Genomic DNA, 15,009 nt, shown 5'->3' on the forward strand with positions numbered 1-15,009 from the left:
TAGTATCGTTTACGATTGTTTTCTATTGTTATATATGCAATTAATACTGTGGCAAACAATGGCTCTCGAACGCGGGAGTCAAACTCGCGACTCGTCGTCGACTCGGAGTTCTCTCCGGGTCCTTCACCACCGACCGAAAGAACATGAAAACGGGACTCCAATCGTCCGTCTCTACTCGAGCGAAACCGAAACGGTGCGGCTCAGTCGTCGATCGGCGCTGCGGCCGAAAGCTCCTCGTCGATGTCGGCTTCGGCCATCTTCTCGACGAGCGCGTCGATCACGTCCTCGCGTTTGCCCGTGACGAACTTGATCGAGCCGACGACGAGGTGACCGCCACCGGAGACGCCCGCACCCGGCACTTCCTCCTCGAGTTCAGAGACCATCACGGGAATGTCGAGGCGAACGCCGTCACTGCGGAGGACGGCGAAGTCGGGTCCGTAGCCGACCGTGATGACGGGGTCGCCCGTCTCCTCGATCTTCCGGTCGTGAATCTCGCCCGTCGTCTTCCCGGGGGCGGGGTAGGTAAACCGGTGGGCGTAGTTCTCGACGTCGATCCGGTAGAGGTGCGCGCCGTTCGCGAGGTCCTCGTGCTCGAGGTGGGACATTGCGGCCTCGAGTTGCTCGTCGACTTCGGTGCGAGCGCGGTCGGCGAAGAACTCGACGAGTTCGCGGTGGCGTTCCTCGTCGTCGGAGTCGATCTGAAGGAGATCGGTGATCAACTGGTCGCCCGAGTTGTAGCGAAGCCAGAACGCGGCGTAGTCGAGCGCTTCGCTCAGGTCCTGCAATCGCTGCTCGTCGTAGCCTTCCTCATCTGCGAGCGCGAGGTAGTCGCCCATCGCGTCGGCTTTCGACCGATCCGAGAGGCCGGCGACGGCCGGGATGTGTCGCAGTTCGTCGGTCAGTTCGGGGAAGATCATCCGCGCGAGTTCCACGCAGAGCATACCCGTCGTAATCCGGTAATCCTCGTCGTGGAGGTACGGATTGACGTGAGCGTCGAGCAGGCCTTCGACCGCCTCGGGATCCGGATGGTGGTGATCGATCGCGACGATCGGAATGTCGTAGTGGGCGAGCGTCTCGTAGGCTGGAACGTCCTCGGCCGTCGAGCCGTTGTCGAGCATCAACAGGAGCGGCAGCTGTTGGCCGTGTTTCTCCCGATCCTCGAGCGCGAAGTTCAGGTCTCGCGTCGCGTCTTCCATCTCGTAGAACGGCGCTTTCGCCGGGAGGCGCTTGATGAGGTGCTGGGGTGCGTCGTCGTCCTCGTGAACCTCGGCGATGAAACGCTCGAGTGCGATCTGGACCGGAACGGCGGCGCACATCCCGTCGCCGTCTGCGTGGTGGCGAACGCGGATCGGGCGGCCCTCGAGAACGGTTCGACGAAGCCGCGTGGCGACTTCCTCTAAGTTCGGACGGAGTTTCTCGAACGCGGGCCAGTCGATGAGCGGTTCGACGTCGTGTGGCTGGGCGCGCTCCTCGAGGGCGGCCTCGAGTCGCTCTCGCGCTTCGGCTTCGATCTCGCCGTCGAGTTTCGTGAGGCCGTCGACTTCGATCTGGACGCTCCCCTCGTGGCGCTCCGGGCTGCCGGTGACGCGAACGACGTCGCCGACCTCGATCGACGGATAGGCCCGGACGCCCGCTTCCTCGAACGCGGCACAGGGGACGACGCCGTACTCGTCGCTCACGTGGAAAATCGTCGGGCCGCCGGTCTGTTTGACCTGCACGACCTCACCTTCGAGGTGGATCTGATCGCCGACGTTCGCCTCGAGTCGGTTGGTGCCGGTGAGCGCGTAATCGTGTTCGACCGTCTCGAGCGTGTAGCTCTCGGTGTCGGACGGTTCGAACGCGAGGTCGCCGTTGTCGCGTACGCTCTCGAGTTCGACGACGAGCTCGTCGCCGACCCCGTAGGTGCCGTCGAGGACGGACTCGTGGACGAGTCCCGAGACGGAGTCTGAGACGTCGACGAACACGCCGTACTCGACGATACCGTTGATTTCGGCGAGATACGAGCGTCCTTCTTCGAGATCATCAGCGGTGCAATCGGCAGCAAGATCATATACGACGGAATCTCCGTCGTCGTCGCCGGGGCCCCCGGCAGACTCACGTGTCATCTTGCCCCGGTATTTGAGATGGGCGCGTATAACCCTTGTCAAGACGCGAGACGAACCGCAATCCGGTCGAACGGCGACTCGAGTCGGACTCAAGTTCGACTCGAAATCATCCTGATCGAACGACCGGGGTCGAATGCAAGCGGCAGTTACCGCCGCTGTGCGTCGACGGTGGCGACGGCCGCGAGATTGACGATGTCGGTGACTTCGTCGTCGCGCTGGAGGACGTGAACCGGTTTGTCCATGCCGACGAGCATCGGCCCGATCGCTTCCGCACCGCCCAGTCGCTGGAGCAGCTTATAACAGATGTTACCCGCTTCCAGGTTCGGGAAGACCAACACGTTAGCCGGCTCCTCTAAGTCGGAGAACTCGTAGGTGTCGGTCAGCATGTCTTCGACGACCGCGGTGTCGGCCTGCATCTCGCCGTCGACGGGGAAGTCGACCGCCGGGTCCTCCGAGAGCAGTTCGGCGGCGCGACGTGGTTTGCGCGTCCCGTCGTTGTCCACGCTCCCGAAGTCGGAGTACGAGAGCAACGCCGCGCGGGGTTCGACGTTGAACCGCCGAGCGAGCGCCGCCGTGTGTTTCGTCACCTCGGCCAGCACCGCCTCGTCCGGGTTCTGGTTGACCGTCGCGTCGGCGACGAAGATCACGCGGTTCTTGAACGCCAGCAGGTAAACGCCGGCCGCGTAGTCGGCATCCTCGGCGGTGCCGATGACCTGCAGCGGCGGGCGAAGCGCCGACGGGTAGTGGTGGGTCAGTCCGGTCAACATCGCATCGGCGTCGCCGCTCTCGACCATCGCGGAGGCGAAGTAGTTGCTCTCTCGAATCATCTCCTGGGCCTCGGTGCGGGTGACGCCCTTTCGCTTTCGGTCGTCGTACAGCGTTTCGACGTAACGATCGTACGATCCACTGCTCGGATCGGCCACGTCGGGATCGAACTCGAGACCGAGTTCCTCGACGGTCGATCCGATCTCGTCCTCGTCGCCGATCAACACGGGATCGGCGATCCCGCGGTCTGCGATCTGGAAGGCCGCTCGAACGATCTTCTCGTGGTCGCCTTCAGCGAGGGCGAGCCGTTGTGGCTCGTTTTGCGCTTTGTTGAGCACGATCCGCATCATCTCGCGGGATTTCCCGAGTCGGGCCTCGAGTCGCTCGACGTACGCCTCGAGATCGATGTCGGTTCGTGCGGCGCCGGTTTCCATCGCGGCCCCGGCGACTGCGGGCGCGACCTCGAAGAGGACCCGCGGGTCGAGCGGTTTCGGGATGATGTACTCGGGACCGAACTGGAGCGGCTGGTCGCCGTAGGCCTTGCGGACGGCGTCGGGAACGTCGCGTCTCGCCAGGTCGGCGAGCGCCTCGGCGGCGGCGACTTTCATCGCTTCGTTGACCTGCCTCGCCCGCACGTCGAGTGCGCCCCGGAAGATGAACGGGAACCCGAGGACGTTGTTGACCTGATTCGGGTAGTCAGAGCGACCCGTGGCCATGATGACGGTGTCGTCTCGAGCGGCCTTCGCGTCCTCGTATCCGATTTCGGGGTCGGGGTTTGCCATCGCGAAGAGGATCGGATCGTCGGCCATCGAGCGGACCATCTCCTGGGAGACGATTCCGCCAGCGGAGAGGCCGACGAAAACGTCGGCATCGACCATCGCGTCGGCCAGTTCTTCGCCCGGGCGATCGGACGCGAACTCTCGATTGTACGGGTTTAGGTCGCCCGCTTCGGCCCGTTCGGTCGTGAGTATCCCGTCGATATCGCACATCGTGATGTTCTCGCGGTCGATCCCGAGCGAGACGAAGAACCTGGCGGTGGCCACCGCTGCCGCGCCCGCGCCCGCGAAGGTAACCTCGAGATCGGAGAGATCTTTCTCGACGAGTTCGACGGCGTTCAACAGCGCGGCCCCGCTGATGATCGCGGTCCCGTGCTGGTCGTCGTGAAACACCGGCACGTCCATCCGTTCCCGAAGCCGCTCCTCGATGCGAAAGCACTCCGGCGCGGCGATGTCCTCTAAATTGACGCCGCCGAAGGTCGGCTCCATGGCCGCGACCGCATCGACGAACGCGTCCGGGTCCTCGAGGTCGAGTTCGACGTCGAACACGTCGATATCGGCGAAGCGCTTGAAGAGCACGCCCTTTCCCTCCATGACCGGTTTCGACGCCTGCGCGCCGATGTCGCCGAGTCCGAGCACGGCGGAGCCGTTCGAGACCACGCCGACGAGGTTCTCCTTTGCGGTGTACCGGTAGGCGTCGTCTGCGTTCGTCGCGATCTCGCGACACGGTCCCGCGACGCCCGGCGAGTAGGCAAGCGAGAGATCGCGCTGGGTGTTCGTCGGTTTCGTCGTTCGAATTTCGATCTTTCCGGGCGGGTCGTCGCTGTGATAGTCGAGGGCGTCCTCTTCGAGTCCCATGGACACCCGTTCGTGCGCACGAATTTAAACTACACATATAGAATGTATGTAGAATATGTATAATCGGATGACGTATCGTGACGCCACCACCAGTGACACGTGCAATCACAGTGGCGTCGAAGAACGGTCCGTCCCATCTCGGTCACCATTCGGAACGTTTAGCAACCGCAAAGCCGGATAGGCGTGTATGGGGCTGTTCGACGCGCTGTTTCGCTCGAGCGAGGTTCTCGGAATCGCCGAGGAAACGCTCGAGTTCGCACTCGAATCCTCGGCGGAGACCCATCCCAACGAGTACATGGGCTTTCTCCGCGGGACCGAGGCGAGCACGCTCGGACTCAAGCGGGACGGGCTCGTCATCACCGACGTACTCGTCGTTCCGGGGACCGAGACAAACAGCGTCAGCGCGACCGTTCGAACGAACATGATTCCGAACGACGTCAAGGCACTCGGGAGTATCCACTCTCACCCAAACGGCGTCGTTCGACCGAGCGACGCCGACCTCGAGACGTTCGGTCGCGGCAGCGTCCACGTCATCATCGGCGCGCCGTATCGGCGCTCGGACTGGCGAGCGTTCGATTCGCAGGGGAAACCGACGCAGTTGAACGTCCTCGAGGTCGAGTTACCCGACGCCGAGGAGTTCTTCGATTTCACACAGGCTGACATCGACGAGGATCTGCAATGGGAGTGATTCGCACCGACGCACCGACGGTGGACGTATCGAAGCCGAATCGACGCCTCGAGCGATCGCATCGTCCCCGAACGGGAGCGGGAGGCGAGCTATGACGCGAAGCGACGGGGACGAGGGTGTCAGATCGGCTCCCCAGACGGTGGTCGCACAGGGAACCTTCGATATCCTCCATCCCGGACACGTCCACTACCTGGAGCAAGCGGCGGCGATGGGCGAGCAACTCGTCGTCATCGTCGCCAGAAAGAGCAACGTCGACCACAAGGAACGGCCGATCTGCAGCGCTCGCCAGCGTCGTGACGTTGTCGGTGCACTCGAGGTGGTCGACGAGGCGATTCTCGGCCACGAAGAAGACATCTTCGTCCCGATCGAGGAGCTCGAACCCGACGTGATCGCGCTCGGTCACGACCAGCACCACGACGACGAGGCGATCGAAGCCGAACTCGCGCGACGGGGAATTACCTGTGAAGTCGAGCGAGCCGATCCCCGCGAGCCGGCCCACGACGACGAACTCCTTTCGACGCGGCTGATCGTCGACCGGATTCTCGAGCGCCGTGGCTGATCGTCGACCGGGTTCGGACGGGAGAGCGAATCCGCGAGCGGACGGCGTTTCTCGCGTCCGCCGCCGTCCGATCGTCAGTTGCGCAACACGACCGGCGGCGGCAGCCGGAGCGAGTCGATCGAGTGGCCGGTTTCGACGAAGTGCTCGATCGCCTCCCTCGAGGCTTCCGCTTCAGTGTAGTCCATGGCGTCGCTGACGTGCCACTCGCACTGGAGACAGTATTTAGACATGACGTGTAGCGGAGACTCCGTTCTAGAGGCCCGAAAACCCGCTGCAAGAATTAGAAAGTCCCGTCGACCGAGGCCCACCAGCAGTGAGTCGGCGAGCCGTTCGTTCACCACTCGTCCTCGTCGAGCCACTGGTCCGGCGTCGGGACGAACTCGTCGGAATCGTCGTCAGCGTCGGGCGCGTCCGTTCCGCAGTAGGTGTAGACGCGGCCGTCTCTCTCCTCGGCGACTCGCGCCTCGAGATACGACTGGACGGCGCGTCTCGAGAGCGCACCCATCTCGATGGCGTCCGCGAGGACGGTCTTCGTGGCGCGAAACCAGATCGTAAGCGTCCGACCGTCGTCGGCAGACGGCACCTCGACGATGGCTCCCCGGCCCTGCTGGCGGCCGTCGCCCCATTCGAGCCAGCAGACGCGATAGGACCTAATCTCGAAGTCCGTCGAGACCAGGTAGAGCGCCTCGTACGTGCAGGGATCGAGATAGCCCGTGAGGACTCGCTCGAGTGCAACCGAGTCGGCGAGTAGCGCCGAATCGACGGTACCCGATCCCAGCGGCGCGTCGGCGTCGATCCGGTCGGCCACCTCGAGGTCGGCCGCGCCCCAGTGGCTGTACCGGAGGTCGTAGAGGTGGTCGGGCCGTCGGTACGCGACGAGCGCTCTATGTCCCATTCGCCTCGGGAAGCGTGTGTGGATACTCCGAATCGATGCGAACAATCGGTCGTTCGTGGGGGTCCATCACCGGGCTTGGCGCCGCCACCCTACTTGAACGTCAGGACGAGGTTAGCCGCGCAGCGATCCGCCCGGCTTCGGCCGCGGATTCGCGCCGGTTGGGTGCCGAGCGACGTTCTCGACTCGCGCTTTGAGCGCCCGGTTCATCGCCCGAAATCCGCGTTCGATTCCGTCCTGATCCAGCAGTATCGGGACGAGCGCGCCCCGAAACGTCTCGCGCTGGAGAAGTCGTGTCCGTCGCCCGCCGTCGAGCGCCTCGAGCCTGAACTCGTGGTAGCCGTCGAACACGAAGGGAACGCCCAGCTGTCCGCGCCACGCGAGCCGTCGGTTCGTCTCGACGGCGACGACCTCGGGCGTGAACGTCACCGCGCGCCCGCCGGGCGGTCGAACGGTAACCGCGAGGCGTTCGCCTTCGACCGGGAGCCCCACTACCGAGCGGACGAACGGATTCCAGGCGGGATAGCTATCGAACGCGAGGAGAGTCTCCCAGACGGCCGCTCGAGGCGCGTCGATCTCCTCGAAAGCCTCGACAGTTATCATGGTCTCTCCTACCACGTGAGAGGCAATGCACCTGTCGCCCCGGCAGACGCCGCCCCGAGTTCTTTCTCACTCGCAGTCGACGACACCGTATGACAGCTATCGCGATCACGGGCGCGTCGGGACGCGTCGGCCGGGAAGCGATCCAGGCGTTTCCCGACGACGCGCTGACGCTGTTTTCCCACAGCAAGAGCGACGACCTCGAGACGACGACGCTCGAGATCGAAGACCGGGCGGCGTTCGCGAAGGTGTTGACCGACGAGGAGGTGTTGGTCCACCTCGCCGCGAACGCGGATCCGCGGGCCGAGTGGGACGAGCTTTCGGGACCGAACGTCGAAGGCGTCTACAACGCCTTCGAGGCGGCCGCGGAGAACGGACTCGAGCGCGTGGTCTTCGCGAGTTCGAACCACGCCGTCAACATGGGAAACACCGTTTCGCCGATCCGCCCGGAGTCGACCGTTGGGAATCCGACCGCGATCCGACCGGACGACCCCACAGCGCCCGACACCTACTACGGCGTGACGAAAGTGTTCGGCGAAGCGATGGGCGAGTACTATGCCGACCGGACGGGGATAGAGGTCGTCAGCCTCCGGATCGGCTGGCTCCTCAGCCGCGAGGAGTTGCGCGCCGAGTGTGCCGACCGCGACGGTGCGGGGGAACGGTACGCGCGTGCGATGTGGCTCAGTCCCGAGGACTGCCGACGCGTCCTCCGGCGTGCAGCGACGTGCACGCTCGAGACGTCGCCGGTTGTCGCACACGGCATCTCGCGGAACGCGGATCGATTCCTCTCGCTGACCGAAACGATGCTCGCGACCGGTTACCATCCGAAAGACGACTCGAGCGACGTGATAGACGACGAACTCGACGACCGGACCGGTCTCGAAACCGGCTAAGTGAGCGATCGGTCCCGCGTCTTCGAAAAGGGGATTACCGTGGGTCCGCAAGCGACACGTATGGCCACCGACGTGTCCGAATCGACGGGTTACGGACCGAACTTCGAGATGTCGACGCTCGGCTACATCGTCGCCGTGTTGATCGCGATCCTGCTGTTGCCGTTGTTGCCCGTAGTCGTCGTCGGGTACGTCCTCTACCGGGTGTTCTCTTCGGACGACGACGAACGATCGCGACGCGGCTGGAAACGGAATTTCGGCGGCCCGGGCGATAGCTCCTGAAGCGAGGCTCCGATCGGTTTCGACGGCTCCGGTCGGTTTCGAACAGTTTTCCGTCGGTCATCGCTAGTACACCCGCGTTCTGTCCCGCTCGCCGGAGACTCTGCGGCAGTCAGTGGTGGGGATACCAACAGCTAACAGGACAGAACCCCGTAGGTACGACCGTTCATGACTGACGTAATCGTCGTCGGCGGCGGCCCCGCCGGACTGAGCGCAGCGATGTTCACACAGAAAAACGGCCTCGAGACGACGGTGTTCGACACCGACGAGACGTGGATGCACAAGGCCCACCTGTTCAACTACCTCGGGCTCGGTTCGGAGGACGGGACGGCGTTCATGGCGACGGCCCGCCGCCAGGTCGAGAGCTACGGCGTCGACCGCCGGCAGGGCGAGGAAGTGACCGACGTCTCCGAGACCGACGACGGATTCGCGGTCGAGACCGAGGACGACTCCCTCGAGTCGGACTACGTCGTCCTCGCGACGGGAGCCAACCGCGACCTCGCTTCCTCGCTCGGCGTGGCCTTCGACGGCGACGTGGTCGATGTCGACATCACGATGGAGACGAGCGTCGAAGACGCCTACGCGACGGGAGCGATGGGACGCGCCGAGGAGTGGCAGGCGGTCATCTCCGCGGGCGACGGCGCTGCGGCCGCCCTGAACATTCTCACGAAAGAGAAAGGCGAACACTACCACGACTTCGACGTGCCCGCCGACGCCGACGCAACGTTCGGCGGAATGGCTGACGACGAGTAGAACAGCCGATGACAAGTAGAAGGCCGACGGCGGGCAGGTTCCGGACGGCTACTTGATCCTGAACGGATTGTCGTCGTCGTCGCCCGCCCCGTCGGACTCCTCTTCATCGCGTTCCGCGTCGTCCTCGTAGGGCTTTCGCGCCGTGAGCGTGATCGTCGCCTCGGGATCGTTCGAATCCTCCCACGGGCTGTCGTAGGCCGACAGTTCGACGTCGGTGACGTCCCAGCCCTCCTCACGGAGCAGCGCGACCAGCCGGGCTTGATCCTCGAGCATGTCCTCGTTCATGCCAGGTCCTACAGGTCGTTCCGGGGTATGTCTTGTGTCGCGTCCGATCCTTAGTTCGTCGCGTCCGGCTCGACGCCCTCGACGGCGTCGCCGTTCTCGTCGTGACCGATCGTGACGGCTTCCTCGACGAGCGAGCGGTGCGCCCGTCGGAGCCGCTCGGAGAGCGCCTGGTGGGAGATATCGAGTTCGTCTGAGAGCGATTCCATGTCTGTGTCCCGCGGTATTTCGTAGTAGCCGCCCCCGAGCGCCGAGACGAGCGTTTCGTACTGGGCGTCTGTCAGGCCGTATCGACCCTCTCGCCCCTCCTCGAGCTGATGGATCTTCTGGATGTCGAGCGAGAATCCCTGCTCCCGTGCGAAATCGTAGGTGTTCGCCAGCGACTCCCGTTCGGGAAAGAGCACGCGAAACTGCCACCACCGGCCCTCGCTGGCGGCCTGCAGGACCGTCGCCTTCTCTTCGGTCAGGATGTGGACGATCACGGTCACGTCGTCGATCCAGCTGAGCCGGTAGAGCCGTTCCTCGTCGAGATCGGTGAGGAGATCGGCCTCGTCGACGCTCGGGTCGTCCTCGAGCACCGCATCGAGATCCGCCATCGACGATTCGTCGCCGGAGATCCAAAGGTAGGGCATGACGCTATCAGGACCGTGGGCGACGACGCGTTCGATCTCGACGGAGACATCGTCGATCGTCTCGAGGGTTTCCCGAAGCGCGAACTCGTCGGCCGGGATCGTTAGTTCCGCAATCGTACTCATACAGTGAACTACGCGGACCATACTCAAGAAAGACTCCCCTGGGTGCGGTCGCAAGCCGCCCGTCGAATGTAATCGATTTCGGTTACGGCACCCGCTATTTCCCGGCGTCTTTAAGCGGATCCGTCTGCAACGTGTGCACATGCTCACCGACGAGTTCGGACGCGACGTGACGGGGGTTCGCGTCTCGCTCACCGATCGGTGTAACTTCGACTGCGTCTACTGTCACAACGAGGGACTCGGCGACACCCGCGGACCGATGGACCCGCAGGACGACGAGATGGGGACCGACGACGTGGTCCGCTTTCTCGAGGTCGCCGCGCAGTTCGACGTAGACGCGGTGAAGTTCACCGGCGGCGAACCGATGCTCCGACAGGACCTCGAGGAAATTATCGCTCGAACGCCCGATTCGATGGAAGTCTCGCTGACGACGAACGGAACCTTCCTTCCTGGTCGCGCACCCGCCCTCGTCGAGGCGGGTCTCGAGCGGGTCAACGTCTCGCAGGACGCCCTCGATCCGGAGGACTTCGCGGCGGTCACCAAAAGCGGCGCGTACGAACGCGTACTCGAGGGCGTCGACGCCGCACTCGAGGCCGGCTTAGACCCCGTCAAACTCAACATGGTCGTCTTCGAGCACACGGCGGGCTACGTGCCCGGAATGGTCGATCACGTCGCTGCAAACGAGGGCCTCCAGCTCCAGCTCATCGAGTACATGCCGGAGTTGACCGGCAATCCGGAGTGGGCGATCGATATCGAACGAGTCCACGACTGGCTCGCAGACCGGGCCGACGAGATCGAACACCGGGAGATGCACGACCGAAAGCGCTACTGGATCACGGCCGATGGCGCGGGTGCCGAAACCGATGACGCGGGTGGCGAAACGTCGAACGCGTCGGGGAGCGGCCGCGGGATGGTCGAGATCGTCGACCCCGTCGAAAACCCGACGTTCTGTGCGAACTGCCACCGAGTTCGGGTCACCCACGACGGCTATCTCAAGGGCTGTCTCAACCGCAACGACGACCTCAAACCGATGGGAGAGATGACGAAGCCCGAGATCCGCGACGCGTTTCGCGACGTCGTCGAACAGCGGGTCCCCTTCTACGGCGAGTACATGGTCCAGGACGACGACGGCCACTGGGTGGTAAACGAGACCTACCTCGAGGACGGTCCCGACACCTCGGCGGCGAAGAACTAGCGACGCCGGGAGTTCGCGTTCCCGGTCCACCCGCCGCTATCGCGGCCCGAGCCTAGGGCGACCACGAGCGCGGCCCCCGCCAGGACGAACAACACGACTGCCGCAATCGGCTGGCCGCCGGCCGCAAAGACGTAGACGCCGTAGCCGAGCGTCGCCGCAACGAGGCCGATCAAGAGACTCGAGAGGACGTGGACGGCCTCGAGACGCGCCGTCTCGGCCTCCCTGCCGAGCTGCTCGCCGAGATCAGTCGCGTCGTGGCCGAGGTCCCACGCGAGGACCGTTCCGATCGTCGCGAGGACGGTCAACTCGACCGATTCTCCCTGCAACCCACCGGCGACGACGCCGGCGAAGATCGCCAGCGAGCCGACGTCGATAGCGTCTCGGTTGCCCCGAGCGAGTCCGAGCGCGAGCACCGCCAGGCCGACGACGCCGATTCCGAAGCCGTATATCGACCCCACAGTCGCGGCCAGTACGGCGACCATCGCACCGCCGAAGGCGACCGTCCGTGAGACCGATGTGGGGCGTCGGGTGACGTCGCTCATCGCATATCACCCGCGTCGACGCGAGCGAAGACGTCGTCGATCGATTCTCCGGCCTCCCAGTCGACGACGGGAATCCCGGCTCGTTGCAGGTCGAACTGCCGGATGCGTCTCGCGACGCCCGCCAGCTGCTGGGCGGTCGTTCGGTCCGTCGTCGGATCCGGCGAAACGACCGTCACCGGGTAGCCTCGTGCCTCCAGTTTCTGGGCGATCTCGAGACTCCCCGCGTCACACAGCGGCGAGAAAAAGAGGATCTGCGTTTCCGCGGAGAATCGCCGACGGAGCGTGCGAAGCTGACCGAACCACTGTGTCCCGCGTTTGGGCGCTACGGCGGAAAACTGTGAGTGGGTCGCGAGCAGCCGTTCGAACTCGACGCGGTGGTGTCGCCCTGCCGCCGGAGCGAGCCAACAGGGCTCCTGTTTCGAGGAGGCCCCCTCCTCGGCCGTCGACCGCCCGGGGCCTATCGCGGCGAGTCCGACGGTGTCGCCGTTCTCGAGGAGCGTCGCCGCGGTTCGTCCCGCAGCGGCGACCGACCGATCGACGGCGTGTCGGTCGTCCGGCGACGGCGCGAGATAGGCGTCGATTCTGGTATCGAGCAAGAGGACGACTCGAGCCGCCCGTTCCTCGTGAAACTCCAGGGTCGCGAGTTCGCCCGTTCGGGCGTGGCGGTTCCAGTCGATCCGGTTGAGCGGATCGTTGCGCCGGTACTCCCGAACCGAGTGGAACGCGGTACCGGTGCCCCCGTCGGTCGTCTGGAGGCGACCCGCGAACGACGCCGCGGTCGCCCGAAGTGGGACGGGCGCCGCGATCGGACGCAAGACGGGTGCGGAGACGATCGACGTATCCTCGCCGACGTAGACCTGTCGCTCACTCGAGCGCGACGGGTCGCGCGTGAGCACGAGCGCGGGATCGAACTCGTGGGTCCCGCGACGTGCGGTGACGGTGTACTCGAGCGCGACCGACTCGTTCGGTCGCAACGCGGTGCCGATTCGGGCCGTGCCGTCGGTGACGGTCAGCCCCGGCGGCACGCCGTCGACGAGTCTGAGATCGGGGAGCAACCGATCGGTCTCGTTGGTCACCGTCAGGGTCACGTCGACCTCGTCGCCAGGTTCGGGAGACTCGTTCGACACCGCTCGGTCGAGAGTGATCTTCGGAACGGGCGGGTCGAACGCGCGAGCGAAGCCAGCGTATCCGACGCCGACGACGCCCGCGAGAACGACCGCCGGAGACTCGGCGAGAGCGCCGATACCGACCGCAAAGAGTGCGACGGCTCCGACGCCGGTCCAGTACTCGGTCGCACGCTCGCGAGCGTGTTCGGTTCCGCGAAGGCGTTTGCTGGTCGTCCGCGGATCCCGATCAGTTCGCGTGGAATCTGTCTCCTCGTACTTCGGTAGTGGATTTGAATCGGAAGCGGCCGATCCGTCGCCGTACCCGATACGTGCGATGCTCGCGCCGGCCCGTCGAATCCCGTTCCGAAACGTCGTCTCCCGATTGACCGCGGCCGAGAGGCGTCGACGGAGCGAACTCGAGGGCGGGTCGACCGATTTGGAGAGGAGCGCCGCCGCCCGCCGGTCGTCGGTCCACTCGCCCGCCTCGAGTCGGCCCTGAGCCTCCTCGGCGGATCGACCTTCGAAGCGCGTGAGCACGGCAACGACGCCGGTCCGAAGCCCGTCGACGAACCGTCGACTGTGGGCGGTGTAGACCCCTTGAGTCTCCCGGAGTTGCCCGATCGCGTCCGCGAGCGACGACCCGGGTGCGGGAACGCGATAGGTGCGTTCGGGATCCGGCGTCCCGGTCTGTTCTCTGCTCCCCCGACGTCTCGAGAGCGTTGCGATGGCCCCGATCAGCAGGCCGCAGGCGACCGCGACGAGGGCACCGCGCCCGACGCCGAGGCCGACCGCCCCGCTCAGCACGGCGACGCCGCCGAAAAAACTGAGCAAGCCCAGAGCGAGCCATCCGGTGCGCACGCTCATCGGGAACTGCCTCCGGTCCGTTCATCAGTATCCCCACTGACGTGATCGGTACCGCCATCAAGGTGGTCGGAACTCCCATCCATGTGGTCGGTGTTCCCATCTCTATCGTCGGCGTACTCGGTTTCGATCTCGCGAAGGACGCCGACGGCACGTGCTTCCATGTCGGCCGTCGTCTCGACGCCACCGTAGCGGACGGCCTCGAACAGCCGCGTCAGGTCTGTGACGTGCTCGCGGGCGAGACCGGCGTCGATCGCCGCGTCGGCGAACTCGCCCGGCGTGCTGGTCTCGGGGCGATCGACCTCGAGAGGATCGGTCATCTCCTCCCAGGCCCGGTACACCTCGTTGTCGACGTCGTCGTCGGCCGCCTCGATCCGCGTCGCAGCGCGACCGGCCGCTTCGCTGACGGCCGCGTGTTCGATATCGTCCTTGGGCTCGGACTCCTCCCTCGCAGCGAGTTCGTCGCCGTCGGACCGCCGGTTGGTGAGCACGAGCGCGCCGGCGAAGATTGCAGTGATGAGCGCCAGCACACCAACCAGCGGTCCGATCGAAATCGGCGTGCGCTCTCCCTCACCGTGGCCCGGGGTTCCGCCGTCCTGACCCGACTGTGACGGAGCGCTTTGGTTCGGCGGCTCGAGGTTCGGGTCCGCGCCGAACTCCACGAACAGCCACGCCAACAGGGCGAGAACGCCAGCGACCGCGACCACCGCAGCGACCATTCCGAGGAGCTCTCGCCGGTGAAAGAGCAGGTACCAGGCGAGAGCGATCGCGACGACGATGAGGAGCGCATACACGAGGTACTCGAAAAATTCCGGAACACTACCGCCTCCGGATTCGGGTCCTGATTGCCCACCGATACTGGAACCGCCATCTTCGCCGCCGCCCATGCCGCCCGTGCCGCCAGTCTCTAGCGGTGACTGGATCGTGGCAGCGACCAGTCCGATCGAGACGATAGCGGCGAGGGCGGCACCGATTCGGAGGGCGAGATCGTTTCGGGACACCTGTTGGTGCGCGTTTTTCACGGATCACAATAAGTTCAATCGATTCACACCTGTTCGATCCGCGTTCCACACCCGCTTGATGCTTCGTCCGCGAGCTATAGGCCG

General features: G+C 64.9%; 16 protein-coding genes. 6 read left to right on the forward strand and 10 right to left on the reverse strand.

Features of this window, described 5'->3' with window-relative positions; all coding sequences use genetic code 11:
• Positions 1 to 200 precede the first annotated feature (200 nt).
• The gene (locus tag EL22_RS06260) at positions 201 to 2,105 is read right to left on the reverse strand and encodes a DHH family phosphoesterase (RefSeq protein WP_050050677.1); all 1,905 of its coding nucleotides are present in this window, start codon (positions 2,103 to 2,105) and stop codon (positions 201 to 203) included.
• Positions 2,106 to 2,251: 146 nt separating this feature from the next.
• Positions 2,252 to 4,504, reverse strand: coding sequence for an NADP-dependent malic enzyme (locus tag EL22_RS06265; protein WP_050050678.1), 2,253 nt, complete (start codon positions 4,502 to 4,504; stop codon positions 2,252 to 2,254).
• Between the two features lie 187 nt (positions 4,505 to 4,691).
• Here EL22_RS06265 and EL22_RS06270 point away from each other — a divergent pair, with 187 nt between their 5' ends.
• Positions 4,692 to 5,192, forward strand: a complete 501-nt coding sequence (locus EL22_RS06270; protein ID WP_050050679.1) for a Mov34/MPN/PAD-1 family protein — start codon at positions 4,692 to 4,694, stop codon at positions 5,190 to 5,192.
• Positions 5,193 to 5,283: 91 nt separating this feature from the next.
• Positions 5,284 to 5,751 carry an adenylyltransferase/cytidyltransferase family protein gene (locus EL22_RS06275; RefSeq protein WP_050050680.1) on the forward strand — a complete coding sequence of 156 codons (468 nt, stop codon included), beginning with the start codon at positions 5,284 to 5,286 and terminating at the stop codon, positions 5,749 to 5,751.
• Between the two features lie 74 nt (positions 5,752 to 5,825).
• On the opposite strand, the gene EL22_RS17925 is transcribed toward EL22_RS06275, so the two are convergent.
• The 3 genes from EL22_RS17925 to EL22_RS06290 all read right to left on the reverse strand — a co-directional run bounded on the left by EL22_RS17925 (position 5,826) and on the right by EL22_RS06290 (position 7,246).
• Positions 5,826 to 5,981, reverse strand: a complete 156-nt coding sequence (locus tag EL22_RS17925; protein WP_197075858.1) for a hypothetical protein — start codon at positions 5,979 to 5,981, stop codon at positions 5,826 to 5,828.
• 104 nt (positions 5,982 to 6,085) lie between these two features.
• Positions 6,086 to 6,646: a DUF6735 family protein gene (locus EL22_RS06285; RefSeq protein WP_050050682.1), complete on the reverse strand. Its 561-nt coding sequence runs from the start codon at positions 6,644 to 6,646 to the stop codon at positions 6,086 to 6,088.
• 111 nt (positions 6,647 to 6,757) lie between these two features.
• Positions 6,758 to 7,246, reverse strand: a complete 489-nt coding sequence (locus EL22_RS06290) for an SRPBCC domain-containing protein (protein WP_050050683.1) — start codon at positions 7,244 to 7,246, stop codon at positions 6,758 to 6,760.
• 89 nt (positions 7,247 to 7,335) lie between these two features.
• Between EL22_RS06290 and EL22_RS06295 the strand changes: the two genes are divergently transcribed.
• From EL22_RS06295 to EL22_RS06305, 3 genes are all read left to right on the forward strand, one after another.
• The gene (locus tag EL22_RS06295) at positions 7,336 to 8,136 is read left to right on the forward strand and encodes an NAD(P)-dependent oxidoreductase (protein ID WP_050050684.1); all 801 of its coding nucleotides are present in this window, start codon (positions 7,336 to 7,338) and stop codon (positions 8,134 to 8,136) included.
• A gap of 60 nt (positions 8,137 to 8,196) precedes the next feature.
• The gene (locus tag EL22_RS06300) at positions 8,197 to 8,415 is read left to right on the forward strand and encodes a hypothetical protein (protein WP_050050685.1); all 219 of its coding nucleotides are present in this window, start codon (positions 8,197 to 8,199) and stop codon (positions 8,413 to 8,415) included.
• Positions 8,416 to 8,580: 165 nt separating this feature from the next.
• Positions 8,581 to 9,165: an NAD(P)/FAD-dependent oxidoreductase gene (locus EL22_RS06305; protein ID WP_050050686.1), complete on the forward strand. Its 585-nt coding sequence runs from the start codon at positions 8,581 to 8,583 to the stop codon at positions 9,163 to 9,165.
• Positions 9,166 to 9,213: 48 nt separating this feature from the next.
• Here the strand turns inward: EL22_RS06305 and EL22_RS06310 are convergent, their stop codons facing one another.
• Positions 9,214 to 9,450: a hypothetical protein gene (locus EL22_RS06310; RefSeq protein ID WP_050050687.1), complete on the reverse strand. Its 237-nt coding sequence runs from the start codon at positions 9,448 to 9,450 to the stop codon at positions 9,214 to 9,216.
• Positions 9,451 to 9,500: 50 nt separating this feature from the next.
• A complete protein-coding gene (locus EL22_RS06315; RefSeq protein ID WP_050050688.1) occupies positions 9,501 to 10,202 on the reverse strand; it encodes a helix-turn-helix domain-containing protein in 702 nt (233 codons plus the stop codon).
• A 139-nt stretch (positions 10,203 to 10,341) separates the two neighbouring features.
• Between EL22_RS06315 and moaA the strand changes: the two genes are divergently transcribed.
• On the forward strand, positions 10,342 to 11,394 hold the full coding sequence (moaA, locus tag EL22_RS06320; RefSeq protein WP_050050689.1) for a GTP 3',8-cyclase MoaA: 1,053 nt from the start codon (positions 10,342 to 10,344) through the stop codon (positions 11,392 to 11,394).
• Here the strand turns inward: moaA and EL22_RS06325 are convergent.
• Genes EL22_RS06325 through EL22_RS06335 form a run of 3 tightly spaced genes read right to left on the reverse strand, consistent with a single transcriptional unit; the run spans position 11,391 to position 14,904 of the window.
• Positions 11,391 to 11,936, reverse strand: a complete 546-nt coding sequence (locus EL22_RS06325) for a hypothetical protein (RefSeq protein WP_050050690.1) — start codon at positions 11,934 to 11,936, stop codon at positions 11,391 to 11,393. The genes moaA and EL22_RS06325 overlap by 4 nt on opposite strands.
• Positions 11,933 to 13,906 (reverse strand): DUF58 domain-containing protein, encoded by a 1,974-nt coding sequence (locus tag EL22_RS06330; protein ID WP_050050691.1) that lies wholly within the window; start codon positions 13,904 to 13,906, stop codon positions 11,933 to 11,935. Before EL22_RS06330 ends, EL22_RS06325 begins: the two co-directional genes overlap by 4 nt.
• Positions 13,903 to 14,904 (reverse strand): DUF4129 domain-containing protein, encoded by a 1,002-nt coding sequence (locus tag EL22_RS06335; RefSeq protein WP_050050797.1) that lies wholly within the window; start codon positions 14,902 to 14,904, stop codon positions 13,903 to 13,905. The genes EL22_RS06330 and EL22_RS06335 overlap by 4 nt, the downstream gene beginning before the upstream one ends.
• Between the last annotated feature and the right edge of the window lie 105 nt (positions 14,905 to 15,009).

It is taken from the genome of Halostagnicola sp. A56 (assembly GCF_000691505.1).
Classification (GTDB): domain Archaea; phylum Halobacteriota; class Halobacteria; order Halobacteriales; family Natrialbaceae; genus Halostagnicola.